This window comes from Paraburkholderia sp. (assembly GCF_035501035.1).
GTDB lineage: Bacteria > Pseudomonadota > Gammaproteobacteria > Burkholderiales > Burkholderiaceae > Paraburkholderia.
The window spans coordinates 25,695-45,616 of the sequence record NZ_DATJWR010000125.1; the positions used below are offsets into that span (position 1 = coordinate 25,695).

Sequence of the window (19,922 nt, forward strand, 5' to 3'; positions counted from 1 at the left end):
CCGAATCATCTGGCACTGCGGCGCCCCACCAGCAAGGACATTCGCCCGCTGCGTGAGCGGCCTTCACGTGGGCCTTCACGCGATCGGCCGCCACAAAGGTCGGCGACCAGCGTCGCAAGAGATGGCACGCCCTGATGTAGCACACTGACCAAGACGCGCCGCCACGTTCAACCGCATGGCGTAGCGCATCGCGCAGGGTCGCAGCGGAGCCCGCGTAACAGTCGCGCCAGGTGAGGAAATCCGGGAGACGTGCAAACAAAATGCCTGATTGCGCGGGCTTTTGCGGTCAAGGAGAGCAAGGCAGCGTCCTGATTCACGGCCATATTAGGCAGTTTTCGCTGCATATCAAACTTTATGCGGATTATCTGCTGTGCATTGATATGACTTTTTTTAGCAATTGTTCGTTTGGCTTGCGCTGAAGATTAAGCAAGCATCGAAAAATTTGCGGTGCGCTTCTTTGTGCATGGCGATTTCCAGGGAGATGCGATGAAAGACGTACAAGGCCGGCCCATGGCCCGGCTCGGCGATTCAACTGACCACGGCGGAAAGATCATCTAGGCCGCCAACAACCTGATGCACATGGAAATACGTGTGGCGCTCGACGGACAAAATCTACAGCGGTCGATCACGATCCGCAGCGCCCGCGCCTCGGGACCCACGTCATACCGGCGCGCGAGGAATCGAGGAACCCCCGCGATACGCAGGACGCTGACCAGGAGCATTACGCCTATGCGAATGTGAGCCAGCCGCTGCAGGGCGCGATGGGCCTCAATGCGAAGCCGAACCAGCTGGACGCCGAAGTGCAGCAGGCAGCGATGGTGCGCATGCAGGCGCTACGTAGCGTAGGCCTGCGGGCGACGGGCCACGGCTACATGCGCGCCCTGCTGCCGGGTTTCCTCTTCGAGCTGGAGGGCTATCCGCTCAAGGCCGCAAACGAGCTTTACGTGGTGCTGCGCGTGAAGCTGACTCTCGTTGAGGTCGACCAGTCGAGCGGCACGGGGCACGAGTTTCGCTGCGAGTCGGAATTCGAAATCCAGCCGTGGGGGGAACAATACCGCATGCCCCTCGAGACGCCCTGGCCGGTCGTAGGCGCTGAGCGCGCCATCGTTACCGGCTATGAAGACAGTGCGATCTGGACGGATGCGCAGGGCCGTATCCGGGTGCAGCCGGTGCCCGACCGCCAGGGCAAGTTTGACCAGGACTCGTTCATCTGGGTCACGCCGATGCAGCAGTGGCAAAACGGGCAACTCGGCACATTCGCCGTGCCGCGCGTCGGCTCCGAAATCATCCTTGGGTATATCAACGGCAATCCCGACATGCCTGTGATGCTGGGCAGTGTCGTGAATGCGCATAACATGCCGGCCTGGGAGCTGCCGCGCAACCAATGGCTGTCGGGCTGGCGTAGCCGTATGGATGGCGGCTTTACCTCGAATCACGTGGTACTGGATGATACGAAGGACAGGCAACAGGCGCAGCTTGCAAGCGACCACGCCAAGTCAAGCCTGAGCGCGGGCTACAACACGCGCATCGATGGCAACAAGGGACGGCAGGATGCACGCGGCGAAGGCTTCGAGTTACGCACGGACAAATGGGGTGTAGTGCGGGCCAGGCTCGGCCTGCTGCTGACTTCGTTTGGCCGCGGCAAGGCGGCGGGCAAGGCCAAGGAGATGGGCGAGACTCACTCGCGACTGACCGAAGCGCGAGGCATCCAGGAGGAACAGGCGCAGACGGCGCAGCAACACGGCGCACAGGAAGCGAGAGGCAATCAGGGAGATGTGGCGAAGGCAATCAAGGAAGCCAATGCAGCCCTGCGCGGCCATGCCGCCAGTGGTCCTGATGACTTCCCCGAATTCGAAAATCCGGATATCGCGATATCGAGCGCGGCCAATGTCCACACAACGGCAGAAGGTAGCACGCATATTGCGAGTTGCGAGCATACCGCGCTGACTGCTGGCGGTAACATCGCGCTTGCCGCGCTCAAGTCATTTTATGCGTCGATGCGCGCCTCGATATCGTTTTCGCGCAGAAGACAATCACGCTGATTGCAGCCTCGGGACGCGTACACGTTGAAGCGCGCATGAACAGTATTGAAGCCATCGCCCAGGATGTGCTCTCGCTCATGAGCAAGCGCGACTGGATCAGGCTTGCCGCCGCGAAGGGGATCGAACTAAAGGTGGATGGCACAACAGTTCGTATCACTCCGCAGGGTCTTACCGTCTTCACCAATGGGCAGTATCTCGTTCACGCCGCGAGCCATGCGACGGACGCGCCGCAAGGTGCGCCAGTGCAGTTCACCGTTACGCAGGACAACCCCGGCACGCTCGTGGCCCATCATGTGCTGGTGGATGACGTGAGCGGCTTGATGTTGCCGAATCAGCCCTACCGCTTGACGCTGGACGATGGGCAGGTGATCCAGGGCGTCACGAATGATCTTGGCGAACTGGAGCTGGCGGCGAGCAATACGATGATATGGCGCGATGACAGCCTGCCCGCACCGGAAACAATGCCAAATCCGGAGAAGCGCACGACCCAGGTTGGGGGGCAAGACGGCTTCGACACCGGGGCTGTATACGACTACGCAGGACAAGCCCCAGACGTTCGTTTCGTGCGATGCGATGAACTTTGGTCTTCGTGCCTACCGTTACATCGACAGCGCAAAACCTGCTGATGCGCCGGCCGGGATGCCCGTTCGCCACGGCGTCGAGTACCCCATGACGAAAGCGTATGCGGCGGCGGTCAAGAAAAATCTTGAGGCAATCGATTGGGGGAGTCTCGCGGGGAAGTCAGCGACCCAGATGCAGGCCGTGATTGTTCCCGCCGTGCAGGAGGCATTGTGGAATGCCCTTCAATCGGGACCATTTGGTCTTCCCAGTGGTTCAGTGGATAACAAGAATTCCCCTGGCGCAATGCCGGGAATCCAGATTGTTTCGCCTGAAAACGCATCTACATACGGTATGCGTTCTGATGTCACTGCGTCATTTATCTCAAAGCCTTGGGTGATGGCGGTATATCAAGGTGCAGTCGAATAAATCGCATCGACAAGTCACGACCCGTATGTAATGAATGCATGGTTGCGCGCGTTCGCTGATACTGTCTACCATGAGTCGCGGCACTGTCAACAGACGTTCTGGATGATTTCGTTGCTTAACGCTTATCCGGGTGATTATAAAAAATTCTCTGCAATCGGAAAGATGTCTGCAATCTATGTAAATGAAAATATTCAGAAAATAGCAAAAAAAGACGCCATTTCCAAATGACGCGCTTGTGCGTATTGGGGTTCATCGGATGCTGGTGTTTCACTACTACTCTGCACAGGCGATACGTGCCCCGAGACCGGTCTGTGGGAAGGCTGGACCAAGGACGGCCCGATGGACATTCTCCAGGTCGAGAAGGGCCGCAAGTTCGACGTGGTACGCACGGTACCAGCAACGCCGGGGGACAACTGCCCGATGGTTTCCGGTCAATGGATGTGGCTGTGTCCTCTGGATGAGATGCCGGGTTTCGAGTGGAAAGGGATCAAGCTGCGAAGCTGAGGTCAATACATGCGCCGCTCATTCCGAATCGTTCTCCAACGCGAGACGGGCGCAGAGGAAGAGCTCATCGGTAGGGCAGCTAAATGCGACCTTCTCTTGAACATCGCGGTTTCGCAGAACGCCGCGGCGACCCAGCAGCCCCCCCCCGCTCCTGGGCGACGCCGAGCGCGCGGCCGCGGCGCTCAACGATCACGCGGCGACGCTCGCCGAACTCGTTTCCGTGTTCAAGGTGTGCGGGTTGGCTTGCGCGGCACGTCGATCATTGCCCTTGCGGCTGCGCCACGGGCGGCGTATAGCTCGCGCTCGCGCCCGAAGTGTCGGGCTCGGCCACGTCGGGATTCGGAGTGGGCGCGAGCGCCGGCTCCTGCGTAGGATACGAGGGCTGCGGCGGCGGCGCGCTGGACGGCCCGATGATCGGCGGCAGGCCCAGCTCGCGCGCGCCGGATGAAGCCACCGGCGCCGAAGCCGCCGAGGTTGCAGCCGCCTCCGAAGCCGTCGACGGCGCCGATGCCCCACCCGCCGCCGATGCAGTCGACGCCTCCAATGCCGGCGCTGCCGCCGTCACGCGCGGCGGCGCGCGCCGCGCGGGCGCCGCCGGCGGCGGCGCTTCATGCGTGCCGAACAGCTTGTCCATCCACGCGCGCAGCTTTTCGCGGAGGGTATCGAAAACGCCCGGCGCCACCTCGGTATCGAAGCGGGCTCGCGGATCGACGATGCGCGAGCGCAACGCACGCTGGAAGAAGTCGCCGACGATCGGCAGCGCGCTGCGCGCGCCCTGCCCCCAGTAGTCGTCGAGCGTCACGCGGCCGTCGTCGAAGCCCACCCATGCGCCCGCCACGAGTTGCGGACTCATCAGGATGAACCAGCCATCCGTGTTGCCCTGGGTCGTGCCGGTCTTGCCGGCCACGTCGGCGCGAATACCAAAGCGCGTGCGAATGCTCGACCCCGTGCCGCGGTTCACGACATCGCGCATCGTGTCGAGCAGCGTGCGGTCCGCGGCTTCGGAAAGCGCGCGCTCGGGCGAGGCGCTCGCGAACTCCGCCAGCACATTGCCCGCGTGGTCCTCGATGCGCGTGACCATGCGCGGTTCGAGATACTCGCCGTCGTTGGCGATCGTGCTGTATGCGGAGACCATCTCCTTCAGCGTGACCGGGCTCGTGCCGAGCGCGAGCGACGGCACCGGGTCGAGCTGGCTATCGCGCACGCCCATCGCGCGCGCGAGGCTCGCGACCTTGTCCGGGCCCACCGTCTGCATCAGTTGCGCGGTGATGCGGTTGCGCGAGTACGCTATCGCGTCGCGCAGCGTCATTGGGCGCATGCTCGGCGGCACGTCGTCGGAGGGCTTCCAGATCTCGCCGCCCGCAAGCGGAATCTCCACCGGCTGGTCGATGAACGTGTCGCTCGGCTTCGCGCCGGCGGCGTAGGCCGCGCCGTACACGAATGGCTTGAACGTCGACCCCGGCTGCCGGCGCGCCTGCTGCACGTGGTCGAACGGCTCGTCGGTGAAATCGCGGCTGCCCACCCACGCCCTGATCTGCCCGTTGCGCGGATCAATCGCGAGAAAGCCCGCCTGCACATCGGTCTTGTCCTTGCACAGGTTGCGCATGAAATTGCGGTCGGCGGCGAGCTGCTTGAGCGCTTCGGCATCGGTCGCACCCGCGTCGCGCGCACTCTTGTAGTCCTGCGTTTCGCGCATGAACGTCGCGAACAGATCGTTGCTCGCCGTGCAGCCGTTGCGTCCGCTCCACGCTCCGCTCGCAATGCCCTGCAGCTGGTTCGCGTGCTGCTTGAGCGCGGCGGTCGCCATGGCCTGCAGACGCGAGTCGATCGTGGTCCTGACCACGAGCCCATCGGAATAGATATTGTAGTCGTTGCGGTCGGCCCACGCGATCAGCCACTTGCGCAGTTGCAGCGCGAAATGCGGCGCGGGGCCCGGCGGCTCGGTCTGACGCTCGAAGTCGAGGCGCAGCGGCTTCTTCGAGAGCACCGCGTACTGGGCCGGCGTGAGCTTGCCGTACTTCACCATCTGGCCGAGCACGGTATTGCGCCGCGCGAGCGCGCGTTCGGGGTTGAGCACCGGGTTGTAGTAGGCGTTGCCCTTGAGCATGCCGGTGAGCGTCGCGGCCTGCAGGACGTCGAGCTGATCGGCCGAAATGCCGAAGTAGGTGCGCGCCGCCATCTCGATGCCGTAGGCGTTGTAGAGGAACGGCACCGTGTTCAGGTAGGTTTCGAGAATCTGCTGCTTGCTGTAGACCGCCTCGATCTTGAACGCCGTGATCGCTTCCTTGATCTTGCGCGTGAGCGTGGGCGCACGGCCGATCTCGTCGGGATAGAGGTTGCGCGCGAGCTGCTGCGTGATGGTCGAGCCGCCCTGGCGGTCGCCCGAAAACGTGTGCAGCGCAGCGCCTGCCGTGCGCTTGAAGTCGATGCCGTGGTGCTCGTAGAAGCGGTGGTCCTCGGTGGCGATCAGCGCATCGACCATGTGCGGCGAGACCTGCGAGAGCGGCACCCATTCGCGGTTCGAGGGCTTGAACTCGGCTAGCAGCTTGCCGTCGGCGGAAAGGATCTGGGCCGGCTCGTCCACGCGCGCCTTGCGGATGTCGCCAATGCCGGGCGTGAACGGAATCAGCACGAGCACGTAGAGCACGATGAGGGCCGGCAGCGCGCCGGCGGCCATGAGCACGCCGCGCCACGTGGGATGCCGCAGATGATGGAGCGCACGCGCGCCAAGCGGGCGGACAAGCGCGCCAAGACGCGCGGCGGCAGGCTTCACGCGGAGAAAAGACATCGCGATTCGATCGCGGATCAGGGGCACGTAACGCTTCACGTGGGCAGGCAGGGTCGGCTGGCAAAGCGTGAATCGTACCAAACTCGCCGGGTGCGCTCGCCGGTTGCCCCCGCCGGTCGCCCTTTTCTTCGCGTGTCCAGCATGTACGGAACCGAAGCTGAAGGGCTAGATCTGATCAAGCCGGCACGACAGCGCCCACATACCCGCGAGTTCGACGGCAAGGTTATGCGCAGCTTGCCGAACAAGTCCGGAATCCCTCCGTCGCGACTGGATAGCTCGTGCCTTACCTCGCCAGCAAATAAAAAGGCCCGCCAAGGCGGCGGGCCAATGACTTGCCTGTAGCGGACTGCGATAGCCACGGAGCGCCTCGCAGTCCTGCTGGAACGATCCACCCCGACAGCCACAGGATGGGGTTCCAATCAACGCTTAGAAGCGGCTCAGCACACCGACGGCGCCCATCACCTGATTGCTCGTCGCCGAGAAACCGCCGGCGTTGTTCATAATTGCCTGGTTGTTGCTACCGATCGCGTGCTGGTACATCGCTTCAGCGTACAGTTCCGTGCGCTTCGACAGCGAGTAGAACGCAAGCGCGTTGACCTGGTTCCACTTCGGATCGGAGGTGACGCCCTTCGTGCTCACTTTGTTCAGATGACCGTCCGTGAAAGTATCCATGAGGCCGAGAGTCACCGCCGGCGTGAGTGCATACTTGACGTTCAGTTCATAGTTGTCGAAGCCCACCGCACCGTTCGCGTTCGACGCCAGGCCGAACGCGTTCGTGCCCTGGAACCGGCTGTGCGTATAGACGAAGTTGACCGCCGCCGGGCCGAACGTATAGCCCAAGGCTGCACCGGCTGTGCGCTGCACATCCGCCGTCAGGTTGCCGCCGCCGGTGGTCGACCTGAACTCGCTCGGGTCAGCCGCAACGTTCTGGTTGGCCGTGCCGGCAGGGCTGCTCGCCGCGTTCGAGCCGTTGACCTGGAGGTAGGCCGCGGCGAATCGCAGCGGGCCGTTGTTGTAGCTCACACCGGCGCTGTACGCGCGATCGACGGCAAAGCTGGTGCTGTTGCTGAACGCGTACAGACCGCCGAACTTGAGGCCCTGGTAGTCGTTACTCGTGAACTTTACCGAGTTGCTGAAGCGGACCGTATGGTTCAGGTTGTCGTTGTCGTACACGTGCGCGAAGCCCGAGTCGCCGAACGTGCCCGCCGTGCCCGACAGCGGCGCGACGAAGTCGACCATCGAGTCATACTGGCGGCCCATCGTCAAGGTGCCGTATTGATCGGCGCTCAGGCCGACATACGCTTGACGGCCGAAGATCCGGCCGCCTTGGCCGAGCGCGCCGTTGTTGATGTTAAAGCCGTTTTCGAGCAAAAAGATCGCATGCAGACCGCCGCCCAGGTCCTCGCTGCCGCGCAGGCCGAAGCGGCTACCGCTGATATTGCCGCTTTGGAGGGAGACCTTTCCGCTACCGTGGCTGGGTGCGCCATTCTGGACGTTGTTAACATAGGCGATGCCCGCGTCGACCAGGCCATAGAGGGTGACCGAGCTTTGCGCGTGGGCAGCGGACGCCGCGAACATTGCGCAAACGGCGGCGCCGATGGATATTTTCTTCATGGAATAACCCGGATTTACTTGAATTGAAAGGGTAAAGCCGCGTTAGTTTAAGAAGCCGCGTCCGGCATGAAAGCTAATCCGCATGAAAGAGGCTATTCCTATAAATGGAACAATTATTCACAAATTCGTAACAATTGCCGTGGAATGCGGGCTTGCGACGCGCGGCGAGACGGGAGAACCGCGACAGGTATCGGGAATGAGTTGCGCTGCCGCAACAGGCATTGCCGGCCCAATGGCTGTATTCCATCGGAGGCGGCCGAATTTGGCCTGTATGGAGAGGCTGGAGAGGCAATGTACCAGCACGCCTCGGGACACAACTACGTTGCGTTCATCGAGACGGCGAGCGGCGCTTCGTCGAACGCGAATCAGGTGGCGGGCTCGGTGGGGACGCACCTCACAACACCAGCGAAAGCGCAATTGCCACCCACACCGCCGCCGCGCCGCAGAGAAAGGCGCGGCGCGCCATCAGGAAGCGCGATTCGTCGTTGGGTTTCGCGGGCGACGTGGCAAGCCAGGGCACGCTGCCGAGGCACGCGAAGCCCGCGAGCGCGAGCCCCGCCACGACGCGGTCGCCGACGCGCCAGACCGAGGGCTCGTGCAACCCCCAGTAGCCAAGAAAGATGCCGATCGAAAACATCGTCGAGGCGGCCGAACTTAGCGCTACCACCGATCCCGTCGGAGATTGCATGGAATGCCTCCCTGCGCGCCACGCGCTGTCGGGCCATTATCGACGGGCACGCGGGAGGCGGCAACGCCGCGGCCAGGCGCGCCCCGTCACGCTTACTCGGTCGGGCGCACCATCTGGAACATCTCGCCGATCTGCGCATAGTCAGCGCGATAGCCCGCGCGCATCACGGGCTGGGCGGTGTGCGTGTCGAAGAGACCGTCCTTGAGATATTCCTTGCGGATGTGCACGCCCACCACCTGGCCCAACGCGAGCCAGTTGTCCATTGGCGTGCCGTCGAGCAATTTGAGCTGCACGATCTGCAGCAGCTTGCATTCGAGCGCCGCCGGGGACTCGGCCACGTGCGGCCCCGCAACGTTGCGGCCCGGCGCGGCAGTGAGTCCCGCGAGCGCGAATTCGTCGACGCAGGACGCAACCGGCGCGGCAGTGCGGTTCATCTGCGCGGCCAGCGCCTTCGACGTGAAATTCCAGACGAACTCGCCAGTCTCTTCAATATTGCTGATGCTGTCCTTGCGGCCTTCGCTGCAGAAACCAATGATCGGCGGGAACGTGGCGAACGCACCGAAGAAGCTGTAGGGCGCAAGATTCAGCACGCCGCTGCGCGAGCGGGTCGAGATCCAACCGATCGCGCGCGGCGCGACGATCGCCTTGAACGGGTCATGCGGCAAGCCGTGGCCAAGCGCCGGATTGTAGAAGTAGGTATCGGACATGTCGATTGGCGTTGCGTTGCGGTTCGGGCTGCGCGAGTTTGCCGCGCAGCGCTGTAGGTGCTTCGATGAGTGTTTCACTATGACACGAGCCGCGAGCGGGCCGTCACGCCCTGCGCCAAAGTCCTGCGCAAGCGCAACGAGGCCGGCTCTCTTTCGAGAGCCGGCCTCGTCGAACGAACCAGGCGGTCCGACAGGAGAAACGCGTTGGACGGCATGGGCCGCCCGAAGCGCTTCAGCTTCGATCAGTCACGCGGCATGCTGAAAGGCATGTAGTGCGAGCGGCGAATGCGCTCCGCTTCGAGGTGACGCGCCTTGTACGAGTAGTCCGAATCCATCGGCAGATACGGCGACGCGAAGAGTTCGCTCACCTTTTCGAACAGTGCGAGGATAAAGCTCATGGCGACTCCCAGTTTGGCTGCAATTCAGGGTTTTCCCTAGGACAAGAGCGATTATAGGGTTTTCCCTAGTTATGCGCTAGTGCAACGCAGCAAAAAAACTGCGACGCGCCACCGCATGAGGGCGATCACCAAGGATGCGTTGCAGCAAAGCAACGCATCGGTATTTCGGATAGAGGGTCGAATTGCGAACCGGAGCGGTCAGTGGGCCGGCTTTTGGGTGCGGTGAGCGTGGGCTGCGCGGGCGGGACGAGCGGCCGCATGCCGTGTAGGAGCGGGCGTCGCCGGTGCGGCTGCGGCGCGCACCGGGGCCACCGAAGGCGCCTCGGCGGCGGGAGCTGCGACCGGAGTGGCAAGCCGCTGCGTCAGGTCATCGAGCGTGGACTGCTGCTTGAGGATGAACTCCTCGAGGCGTGCCTGCTCCGCCCGGGACTCGTTCGCGAGTCTGTCGAGCCGCACCGATTGCGCGATGCCGAACCCCACCGACGCCAACACAGCCGCCGACGCCACCCCGAGCACCCATTTGAGCTGACGCGAAGACGCGGCCGCCATGCGGCGCTGCTCGGCGAGCACGCCGTGGAGCGCATCGAAACGCTGCGCCAGCGTGTGCTGCGGCGTACCTTCGGGAGCGAGGCTCGTGGGCTCGACGCGTTCAGGGCTCATGACGGAAAACGGTGCGTCAGCGATGGCGGTGGCTTCGGATACGCGCTCAGGCGAAGGCTCCGGCGTTGCATCGATGCTGGCCAACGCAGCGGCGTTCTCGTGCGGCGTTGCATGCGGTTGCGGCTCCAGCGATACGGCGGCCTCAGACCCGGCCAGCACCTCCTGCGTTGCCGCGACGGTCGAAAGCGCGGCGTCGGCCGAGCCCTGGGCAGTTGCACGCTTCGCCCGCGTGACGCGACGCGTGCTCGTTGCGCCGGCAACGGGGCTCGCGGCGGCCGCCTCATCGTCAATCGCCGGAACTGCCTGCGCGGGCTCGGGAGCTTCGAAGCCGCTCAGCGTGCCCTGGCGCACGCTGGCGGCCGCCTCGCCGGTTACGGGCGCGGATGCGGATGCGGGCAAGCCCTCGTCGCGCGAATGCCCGCTCGCGTGTGCCTGCGGATCGGCAGCGTTGGCGGTGTTCGCGGCATTGCCGGAATCGAGGGCAGCAGGCAATTCAGAAGCGTCGAACGATGGAGATGTTGCGTCACGCGACGACTGTGCGCTGCGCTCGGGACGCGAGGAGCTCAAGGATGCGGTATCTGCGTAATCGGCCATGGGTCAGCGATGCGGTTCGCGTCGCGCCGGCCGGTCACGGCCACTGCGCGACGTCCTCGTGTTCTTGTTCGAACGCGCATTGTCGCATGCCAGAACGCGCCGCCAAATGCTCTCGCCCGGCTCATCCACCGTGCATGGCGCAAACGCGACACTGGCGTGCGGTGCTTCAGCACCCGCTCCAGTCCCGTCGCGACTGCCCCCGTCACGTACCGCTGTGGAACATTTTGGCAAAGGGGTGGCGCAGGTCGCGAAGCGTACAATCGCGGACGTTTGCTCTATCCACGTCACGCGGCCCGCCGCGCCCTCGTCCCATGAACACACTTCCGAGCGCAGCGAGCCTGCGCGAGCATTTCGATCGCATCGTCCTGCCATTGTGGCGCGGCCCGGGCTTCAATGCGGCGGTGCGCCTGCCTTACGAGGCGCTCGATGCGGCCGGCGCCAATCCGCTGCCTGTCACGCGCTACCGCGCGATGGCATGCGCCCGCCAGCTCTTCGTGTTCTCGCAGGCGGGTGACGCCGCGCACGCCCAAACGCTCTTCGAAACGCTGTGCCACACGTTTCAGGACCGCGCGCGCGGCGGATGGTTTTACAGCGTCGACGCCGCGCTCGCGCCGCTCGATACCACCAAGGACCTCTACACGCATGCCTTCGTGGTGTTCGCGAGCGCGGTCTACGGCCAGCGCTTCGGCGTGGCCGAGGCGCTCGACCTGGCGCGCGAGACGTCCTCGCTGATCGTTGATCGCTTCGCCGCCCGTGACGGCCTGCTCAACGCGGCGCTCGACGCTTCCTTCGCGAACGTGAGCGCCGGCCCGCTGCAGAATCCGCTCATGCACCTCACCGAAGCGTGGCTCGCCGCAAGCGAAGCGACCGGCGACGCCGCCTTCGACACGGCCATCACGCGTCTTGTCGTTGCGCTTGCGCGCGGCTTCCTGCACGAACCCACGGGTTGCATCGCCGAATTGCCGATCGGTTGCGCGGACAACCGGCTCGAACCCGGCCACCAGTTCGAATGGTTCTGGCTGGCCTCGCGCGCGGGGGCGCGGCTGGGCGAGTCGGGCCTCGAAGAAGCGCTCGCGCGTGCCTTCGCCTTTGCACGCAAGCACGGCGTGGATCCGGAGACGGGAGGCGTGGCGGCCGCCCTCGACGAGCACGGGCGCGTGACCGACGCGACGCAGCGCATCTGGGCGCAGACGGAGTATCTGCGCGCGCTCGCCACGCATGGCGACGCGGCGGTGCGCGCGGCGCTCGCACCGCAGATCGGGCGCTTCGCGCCGAGCTTTCTCACGCCGCAAGGGTGGGTGGAATGCCGCAGCACGAGCGGCGAGGTGGCGCGCGCCGACATGCCGTCGACGACGCCCTATCACTTGCTGACCGCCTACCAGGGCATGGGCGTCTGAGGCGCGCCGGCACGGCACGCCAAACCGGTACGCGGGCCCAGGCCCGCTGCAGCGCTGAGGCTGTTCTGGGCGTTCTGGGCTGTCTGGCCAATTAAGCCGTTCAAGCACTTCAAGCTGTTCACGCCACTCAAGCCGCCCAAGCGCTTCAAGCCATTCAAGCCATTCATACCACTCAAGCCGTTCAAGCGCTAAAAGCCATTCAGGCCACACAAGCCACTCAAGCGCCACAAGCCACTCCCCCCTTCAACCCACCGCCAGCACCGCCGGGGAAATCTCGAACGCCGCCACGGCCTCGGCGAGCTGACGCGTTTGCTGGTGCAGCGAAGCCGCCGCGGCCGCGGCCTCCTCGACGAGCGCCGCGTTCTGCTGGGTCATCTGGTCCATCTGCGAGACGGCCTGATTCACCTGATCGATGCCGGCGCTCTGCTCGAGCGACGACGCGCTGATGCCCGCCATCATCTGCGTGGCGCGCGAGATCGAGTTCGACACCTCGCGCATCGCCTCGCCCGCGCGCTCCACGAGCTCGGAGCCGCCGCGAATCTGCGTGACCGACTCGCTGATGAGCGTCTTGATCTCCTTGGCCGACTGCGCGCTGCGCTGCGCGAGCCCGCGCACTTCGCCCGCCACGACCGCGAAGCCGCGGCCCTGCTCGCCGGCCCGGGCCGCCTCCACCGCCGCGTTCAACGCGAGGATGTTGGTCTGGAAGGCAATGCCATCGATCACGCCGATGATTTCCGCGATCTTGTCCGAACTTTGCGCGATGCCGCGCATGCGATCGACCACCTCGCCCACCACGGCCCCGCCACGGGCAGTCGCGTCGAGGGCGGCCTCGGCCAGCGCGTTCGCCTCGCGCGCGTTTTCGGCCGTGTTGCGCACGGTGCCGGTCAGCTCCTCCATGCTGGCCGCGGTTTCCTCCAGCGAAGCGGCCTGCGATTCGGTGCGCGCCGAAAGATCCGCATTGCCCGCGGCGATCTCGTCCGCGCCCACGTGAATCGAGCCCGCGGTCTCGCGCACCGTATGGACCGTGCGCGCGAGGCTCGACTGCATCAGCGCGAGGCCCCGGAAGAGCCGGCCGATCTCGTTGTCCCCGCGCGCGGCCACGCGTTCGTCGAGCCGCCCGCGCGCGATGCGCTCGAAATGCTGGCCCGCCTCTTCGAGCGGCTCCACCACGCCGCGCCGCAGCGCGACGTGCACGCTCGCCGCGAGCGCGATCAGCAGCACCAGGACGAAAAGGCCCACGCCCTGAAAGAGCGCGAGGCGAGAGTCGATCGAATCAAGCGAGGCGCGGCTCGCCGCGGCGCTGAACTGCGCGAAGCCATGCAGCTCCGTGAGATAGGCGTCCTGGTACGACTGCGTGGGTTGATCGAGGAAGGCCTGAAGATTGTTGCCGGTCAGGTCGTCGACGAGCTCGCCGAGCGCCTTGCGCAACACCTGGTAGCGCTGCGCGAGGGCCGCTACGTGCGTGCGGTCCTCGTCGTTCATGGGCGGCACGTCCATGAGCGCCGCGAACGAGCGATCGGCCGCGGCAAGCTGCTCGCGCGCGTGATCGACGATATCGGTCGGCACCGTGCCTCCGCGCACCATGCGCGTGCCCGCACGCGAGAGGTTGATGCGGGCGTCCATCAGATGCTGGGTGGTTTCGTTGGCGGCGCTCGCCTGGCGCAACGCCACTTTCGAGAGGTCGGCTACGTCGTCATGCGTGCGCGTGAGCGACCAGTAACCAAGTCCTGCGGTCACGAGCTGCAGTACGCAGAACGCGATGAGGACGCACAACAGGCCGGATGCGACCTTGATCTTGCTGAACATCGGGGACACCTGGGATAGCAGTGAATGAATCAGGCGCAAGCATGTGATCGCTCGGGCCCGCACTGCGTTTACGGCCGCGCAAACGTTGTTTTGAGCCCCAAACCGTGAATAAATCGTGAAAAAACGCCCCAAAATGCGCAATTGAGTCATTTCAGAAACGATCCAGCCAGCATTCCCTGTGTTTTCGTCAACAATGCATTGGGGCGCATTCGATTCACCTTGACTCGGCCTTGCCAGGTCCTAGAGTGGTTAGGAAACTACGCGGGCGCAGGCCCAGGGAAGGCGACGATGACAGATCTTGTGGATCGTGCGCGCGGTGCGCTGCACGCGCAGCCGTTCAGCGTGCTGCTCGGCACCGAGCTGATGCACGTGGGGGCCGACGAGCTGACCCTGCGACTGCCGGTACGCGACGAGCTCAGGCAGCAGCACGGCTACGTGCACGGTGGCGTGATCAGCTATCTCGCCGACAACGCGCTGACCTTCGCGGGCGCGCTCGCGCTCGGGCCGCGAGTCGTGACGGGGGAGTACAAGATCAACTACCTGCGGCCGGCGCTCACCGGCACGCTGATGGCGCGGGCGCGCGTGGTCCACGCGGGGCGCCAGCAGGCCACCTGCCAGTGCAGCGTGTACGTGATGGAAAACGGCGACGAGCGGCTCGTGGCGCTCGCGCAGGGGACGGTCAGCAGGATGTCGGAGGCTGGCGCTTCGGAAGAGAGGGCGGAGACGCGCTGAAAAGCGGCGCGATCGGGAAGTCACAGATCGGAAAGCAAAACGCGCGAGGCGAGGTGGGCCGGTCTTTCCCGTGCCCACTTCGCCTCGCGCGTTTTTGCCGTGCTCAGCCGCGCTTATTCCGCCGCGCGCGTCTTCTGCGTCTGCTCGCCCAGGCCCTCAATGCCAAGACGCACCGTCTGGCCCGGCTTCAGGAACACGGGGTTCGGCTTCACGCCCATGCCTACGCCCGGCGGCGTGCCCGTGGAGATCACGTCGCCCGGCTGCAGGCTCATGCACTGCGAAAGATACGAAACGAGCTTCGCGACCGAGAAGATCATCGTGCGCGTGCTGCCGTTCTGGTAGCGATGGCCGTCCACTTCTAGCCACATCGAAAGGTTCTGCGGATCGGCCACTTCGTCGCGCGTGACAAGCCACGGGCCGGTCGGGCCGAAGGTATCGAAGCCCTTACCCTTGTCCCACTGGCCGCCGCGCTCGATCTGCCACTCGCGCTCGGACACGTCGTTGACCACGCAATACCCAGCCACGTAGTTGAGCGCCTCGGCCTCGCTCACGTTCTTTGCGTGCTTGCCGATCACCACGCCCAGTTCGACTTCCCAGTCGGTCTTCTTCGAACCGCGCGGAATCTCGATGTCGTCGTTCGGGCCGACGATCGCGCTCGTCCACTTGTTGAAGACGACCGGCTCGCTCGGCACCGGCATGCCCGACTCAGCAGCGTGATCGGCATAGTTCAGGCCGATGCACACCATCTTGCCGATATGGCCCACGCACGGCCCGATGCGAGGATTGCCCTCGACGAGCGGCAGCGTTTCCGGGTCGATCGAGCGCAATTGCGTGAGGCCGGCGTCCGAGAGCACGTCACCCGCAATGTCGGCCACATTGCCCGAAAGCGCGCGAATGCGGCCTTCTGCGTCGAGCATGCCGGGTTTCTCGTGGCCCTTCGGGCCATAGCGAAGCAGTTTCATGGTCTGGGTTCCTTGTCTGTCTGTGCGAAGAATGCGTTGCAGTCGGTCAGTTCGATGGGACCACCGCTTGGGGCTAACTAGTTAGACCACCCGCCGTCGATTACATGCGCCTGGCCGGTGGTGAACCCCGACTCGTCCGAGGCGAGGTAGAGCGCGAGCGCTGCGATCTCCTCGGGCTTGCCCACGCGCCCCATCGGCTGGCGCGCGACGAACGCGGCGCGCGCCGCGTCGACGCTCGTGCCCTGCGCCGACGCCTGCGCCGCGATGCGCTCTTCGAGCGAGGGCGACGCCACGGTGCCCGGGCAGATCGCGTTGCAGCGAATGCCGCGCGTCACGAAATCCGCGGCCACGGCCTTCGTCAACCCTATCACAGCCGCCTTCGAAGCGCCGTACACGAAGCGGTTGGGCACGCCCTTCACGCTCGAAGCCGCCGACGACATATTGATGATCGACCCGCCGCCCGCCTCCAGCATGCCCGGTAGGAACGCGCGGATGGTCCGGTACATCGCCTTCGCATTCAGGTCGAACGCGAAGTCCCAATCTTCCTCGCTCGCCTCGAGTATCGAGCCCGCGTGCACGTAGCCCGCGCAATTGAACAGCACGTCGATCCGGCCCACCTCTTTCGCGAGCGCGGCGATCGCCGCACTGTCGCGCACGTCTAGCTTGCGCGCCTCGACCGGCAACGCCGAAAGCGCGTCGATGCGGATGTCCGTCGCGATCACGCGTGCACCTTCGCGCGCGAACAGTTCGGCGGCTGCGTAGCCGATGCCCTGGCCCGCCGCGGTGATCAAGGCCGTCTTGCCGGCCAGTCTTTGTACCATCTGCCACTCCGGTTGAAAGCGCGGTGGGAAGCGCGGCACGGCGATACCCGTTATTGCAGTAGGCGCCCCGTGCCGCGATCGAGCGATCGAGCGATCGAATTGCGGGAAGAGGTTGGGATGACGCAAGCGGCCATTATGGCGACGCGCGCGCGCCTCGTGGCGGTTCGGCGGCGTTTTCTAACCGGCTGGATCGCGCGTCAGCCGGTAAAAGGCCGTCGCATTGCCGCCGAACACGCCTGCGCGCTCGTCGTCGGAAAGCGTAGCGAGCAGCCGTTGCGAAGCGGCGTGCCAGCGCGCGTAGTCGCCATTGAGGTTCAGCACCGGCCAGTCGCTGCCCCACATGAGGCGCTTCGGACCGAACGCAGCGAGCAGGTGCGCGACCCACGGCGCGAGCGTGGCGTCGTCCCAGCCCGGCGCGGCTTCCGTTGCGAGCCCCGAAAGCTTGCAGTGCACCTGCGGAAAATGCGCGAAGCGCGAGATGGCCTGCGCCCACGCCGCGTAGCCTGACGCCTCGCCAGCGGCGATCGGCGGTTTCGCGCCATGGTCGACCACCGCGCGCAGCGCCGGATGGCGCGCGAGGAACGTGGCGAGCGCGTTGGCATGGCGCGTGAAAACGAGCGCGTCGAAGGTGAGATCGTGGGCGATGAGCGCATCGACGGCGTGGGTCGTATTGGCTTTCGCAATCCAGTCGTCGTCGGGGAGGTCCTGGAGCATCGGCCGCACGCCGCGCAGCTTCGGCTCGCGCGCCAGCTCGGCGATCAGCGTGCCCGCGTGCGGGTCGTCGAGCGGCACCCAGCCCACCACGCCGGCGATCGAGGGCTCGTTGCGCGCCAGGTCGAGCAGCCAGCGCGTTTCTTCCACGGTAGGCGCGGCCTGCACGACCACCGTGCGCGCGATCGCGCATGACGCGCGCAACGGCGCGAGATCCGCGGGACCGAACGCGCGATAGAGCACGGTCATCTCCGGCGTGAGCCAGCCGTAGTCGCCGCGCGCGGGATCCCAGTAATGCTGGTGTGCGTCGATCCGCTCGGGGTTGGTCATGGCTCAGGCCTGTGGAATAGGCGCGCGCGGATCGATGAGACCCTCCTCGCGCAAGGCGAGCCACAGCTCGCGAGGCAACGGTGTTTCGAACGAGGCAACGTTCTCGCGCACTTCGGCCGCGCTACGCGCGCCGTTGAGCACCGTCGCGACGGCCGGATGCGCGTAGGGGAACTGCAGCGCCGCCGCCGCGAGCGGCGCACCGTAGGTCCGGCAGATCGTCTCGATCCGAGACACGCGTTCGACCACCTCGCGCGGTGCGTCGCCGTAGTTGAACTTGAGATCGCCCTCCAGCCCGCGCGCGAGAATCCCCGAGTTGAACGCGCCGCCAAGCAGGATGCTCACGCCGCGCGCCTCGCACTCGGGCAGCAGGTCGTCGAGCGGTGCTTGTTCGAGCAGCGTGTAGCGGCCCGCCAGCAGCGCGCAGTCGATGTCGAATTCGCGCATCGCTTCGCGTATCACCTCGCGCTCGTTCACACCGAAGCCCACTGCCTTGATGACGCCCGCCTTGCGCAATTCGTCGAGTGCCTTGAAGCCGCCGCCTTCGCTCAGTTGCCGCCAGTAGTGCGCGTTGCGCTCGACATGCGTATAGCGCCCGATGTCGTGCACGAGCAGGATGTCGATATCGACGATGCCAAGCCGCTGCTGGCTGTCCTCGAACGCACGCAGGATGCCCTCGCGCGTGTAATCGTAGATCGCCTCAAATGGCAGCGGGTTTTGCCAGCCTTCGCTGCCGTCGTAGGGGTGCGTGCGCGGCACGAAGTGGCGGCCCACTTTCGTGCAGAGCACATACTCGCCGCGCGGGTAGCGCCGCAACGCCGCGCCCAGCCGGTGCTCGGCCTTGGTGTGGCCATAGTGCGGCGCGGTGTCGAAGAAGCGGATGCCGGCTTGCCACGCGGCATCGACGGTGGCCTGCGCCTCCTCCTCGGAAAGATCGCGATAGAGCCCGCCAAGCGGCGCCGTGCCGAGGCCCAACGCACTCACTTCGAGCGTGGTGCGGCCGATGCGGCGCCTGTGCGCGACCTTGGGATGGTGTTCCTGCGTCATCACGTGAGACCTCCCGGAGCCGGCTGGCTCCACGACCACTGCGTTCAGTGCGAAGTCACTTCGACGACCGGCACGCGTGCGCTCGCGGGAAGGCAAGCGGGGCCGATCGGCTCGAAGGTCTTATAGGTTAGGATAAATTCCTGATGCCCGAGCGTTTCCGACTTCGAGCGCATACCACCCGCAACCTTCTGCTCCGCAACCTGTGAGCGCGCCTTGCGCACCCAGTCCATGCCGTACTGGATCGTGCTGCGCGTGCCGCCCTTCTCCGGAAATATTGCGCGCGACCGTGCAGAGCCTGTCGATGCTGCGCGAAGATAGGGCCGCCTGAAGTTCAAAACGGTTAGCGCGAGGCACAAAACGGTTAGAATGGCGACCCTCCAAAAAAACCGGTGCGCCTCGTCTTGCTGACGAGTGGCGGCCGCGCATTCGAATCCCATGGCGAAACTTCTGACCGATCAAGAATTCCAGCGCTTTTCCGAGCTTCAGCAGAAGCAGGCAAGCTTCACGATCACGACCGACGAAGCCGATGAACTGCGTGACATCGTCGCGCGCGCGCAGAAAAAGCGCGACGACCGCGCCGATGCGATGAAGACCGTCGAAACCGCCATCGCACAGTTCGAGCTCGCCCCCGAGGAGCTTTTCACGCCCGAGCAGATCGCCGAGGCCGCGCGCAACTTCGGTCTGATCCCGGCCACGCGCAAGGAGCGCGTGCTGCCGCCCTCGCTCACCTTCAACGGCAAGACGCACCAGTGGACCACGCGTGCGCTGCCCGAGGAAATCCGCGCGCCGCTGTTCGAGGCGTTCCAGGGCGGCCAGTCGGTCAAGGCGTTCATCGCCACACCGAAGGATGCCGCGCGCTGCGCCGCGACCATCGCGCGCCTCGAAAAGGAAACCGGCGCGCAGTACGCGCCGGCCTGGCTCGAAGAGCTCGCGCTCACGCGTGGCCAGGTCGACGACGCGCTCACGAAACTGGCAGCGTAAGCAGGGAACGGCGAACAAGCGGCAGGCAAGCGGCGGACAAACCGCGCCCACAAACGACGGGCAAGCGGCAACCAAACCGCGACCAAACCGCGCGGCCGCCGCCTCAGTCCAGCGGCATGCGAAAACCCACCACACCCGGGTCTTCCGTGGGCGTGA

General features: G+C 65.1%; 16 protein-coding genes and 2 pseudogenes. 6 read left to right on the top strand and 12 right to left on the bottom strand.

The window, feature by feature from the left end; genetic code table 11:
- Positions 1-617: 617 nt before the first annotated feature.
- The 3 genes and pseudogenes from VMJ11_RS08840 to VMJ11_RS08850 all read left to right on the top strand — a co-directional run.
- A pseudogene (locus tag VMJ11_RS08840) lies at positions 618-2,668 on the top strand (type VI secretion system Vgr family protein); the annotation flags it as partial.
- Positions 2,669-2,711: 43 nt separating this feature from the next.
- Positions 2,712-3,029: a hypothetical protein gene (locus tag VMJ11_RS08845; protein WP_325618980.1), complete on the top strand. Its 318-nt coding sequence runs from the start codon at positions 2,712-2,714 to the stop codon at positions 3,027-3,029.
- Positions 3,030-3,368: 339 nt separating this feature from the next.
- Positions 3,369-3,533 carry a hypothetical protein gene (locus VMJ11_RS08850; protein WP_325618981.1) on the top strand — a complete coding sequence of 55 codons (165 nt, stop codon included), beginning with the start codon at positions 3,369-3,371 and terminating at the stop codon, positions 3,531-3,533.
- Positions 3,534-3,792: 259 nt separating this feature from the next.
- On the opposite strand, the gene VMJ11_RS08855 is transcribed toward VMJ11_RS08850, so the two are convergent.
- The 6 genes from VMJ11_RS08855 to VMJ11_RS08880 form a co-directional block, all read right to left on the bottom strand.
- A complete protein-coding gene (locus VMJ11_RS08855) occupies positions 3,793-6,321 on the bottom strand; it encodes a penicillin-binding protein 1A (protein WP_325618983.1) in 2,529 nt (842 codons plus the stop codon).
- Positions 6,322-6,747: 426 nt separating this feature from the next.
- Positions 6,748-7,935: a porin gene (locus VMJ11_RS08860; protein WP_325618985.1), complete on the bottom strand. Its 1,188-nt coding sequence runs from the start codon at positions 7,933-7,935 to the stop codon at positions 6,748-6,750.
- A 394-nt stretch (positions 7,936-8,329) separates the two neighbouring features.
- Positions 8,330-8,623, bottom strand: a complete 294-nt coding sequence (locus tag VMJ11_RS08865; protein WP_325618987.1) for a hypothetical protein — start codon at positions 8,621-8,623, stop codon at positions 8,330-8,332.
- 92 nt (positions 8,624-8,715) lie between these two features.
- Positions 8,716-9,330 carry a flavin reductase family protein gene (locus VMJ11_RS08870; RefSeq protein WP_325618989.1) on the bottom strand — a complete coding sequence of 205 codons (615 nt, stop codon included), beginning with the start codon at positions 9,328-9,330 and terminating at the stop codon, positions 8,716-8,718.
- A gap of 242 nt (positions 9,331-9,572) precedes the next feature.
- On the bottom strand, positions 9,573-9,728 hold the full coding sequence (locus VMJ11_RS08875; RefSeq protein ID WP_325618991.1) for a hypothetical protein: 156 nt from the start codon (positions 9,726-9,728) through the stop codon (positions 9,573-9,575).
- Positions 9,729-9,926: 198 nt separating this feature from the next.
- Entirely contained in the window at positions 9,927-10,880 is a 954-nt protein-coding gene (locus VMJ11_RS08880) for a hypothetical protein (protein WP_325618993.1), read from the bottom strand.
- A 413-nt stretch (positions 10,881-11,293) separates the two neighbouring features.
- Here VMJ11_RS08880 and VMJ11_RS08885 point away from each other — a divergent pair, with 413 nt between their 5' ends.
- Complete coding sequence (locus VMJ11_RS08885; protein WP_325618995.1) at positions 11,294-12,379, top strand: AGE family epimerase/isomerase; 1,086 nt, start codon at positions 11,294-11,296, stop codon at positions 12,377-12,379.
- A gap of 243 nt (positions 12,380-12,622) precedes the next feature.
- Here the strand turns inward: VMJ11_RS08885 and VMJ11_RS08890 are convergent, their stop codons facing one another.
- Positions 12,623-14,185 carry a methyl-accepting chemotaxis protein gene (locus VMJ11_RS08890; protein ID WP_325618997.1) on the bottom strand — a complete coding sequence of 521 codons (1,563 nt, stop codon included), beginning with the start codon at positions 14,183-14,185 and terminating at the stop codon, positions 12,623-12,625.
- Positions 14,186-14,473: 288 nt separating this feature from the next.
- Here VMJ11_RS08890 and VMJ11_RS08895 point away from each other — a divergent pair, with 288 nt between their 5' ends.
- Positions 14,474-14,917: a PaaI family thioesterase gene (locus tag VMJ11_RS08895; RefSeq protein WP_325618999.1), complete on the top strand. Its 444-nt coding sequence runs from the start codon at positions 14,474-14,476 to the stop codon at positions 14,915-14,917.
- 113 nt (positions 14,918-15,030) lie between these two features.
- Here VMJ11_RS08895 and VMJ11_RS08900 read toward each other — a convergent pair whose 3' ends face one another.
- The 5 genes and pseudogenes from VMJ11_RS08900 to VMJ11_RS08920 all read right to left on the bottom strand — a co-directional run.
- The gene (locus tag VMJ11_RS08900; RefSeq protein ID WP_325619001.1) at positions 15,031-15,879 is read right to left on the bottom strand and encodes an ureidoglycolate lyase; all 849 of its coding nucleotides are present in this window, start codon (positions 15,877-15,879) and stop codon (positions 15,031-15,033) included.
- Positions 15,880-15,956: 77 nt separating this feature from the next.
- A complete protein-coding gene (locus VMJ11_RS08905; protein ID WP_325619003.1) occupies positions 15,957-16,700 on the bottom strand; it encodes an SDR family oxidoreductase in 744 nt (247 codons plus the stop codon).
- A gap of 177 nt (positions 16,701-16,877) precedes the next feature.
- On the bottom strand, positions 16,878-17,741 hold the full coding sequence (locus VMJ11_RS08910; RefSeq protein ID WP_325619006.1) for an amidohydrolase family protein: 864 nt from the start codon (positions 17,739-17,741) through the stop codon (positions 16,878-16,880).
- Between the two features lie 3 nt (positions 17,742-17,744).
- The gene (locus tag VMJ11_RS08915) at positions 17,745-18,785 is read right to left on the bottom strand and encodes an aldo/keto reductase (RefSeq protein WP_325619013.1); all 1,041 of its coding nucleotides are present in this window, start codon (positions 18,783-18,785) and stop codon (positions 17,745-17,747) included.
- 44 nt (positions 18,786-18,829) lie between these two features.
- Positions 18,830-18,970: pseudogene (locus VMJ11_RS08920) on the bottom strand (hydrolase); the annotation flags it as partial.
- Between the two features lie 250 nt (positions 18,971-19,220).
- Between VMJ11_RS08920 and VMJ11_RS08925 the strand changes: the two are divergent.
- Entirely contained in the window at positions 19,221-19,766 is a 546-nt protein-coding gene (locus VMJ11_RS08925; RefSeq protein WP_325619008.1) for a hypothetical protein, read from the top strand.
- The last annotated feature ends 156 nt before the right edge of the window (positions 19,767-19,922 follow it).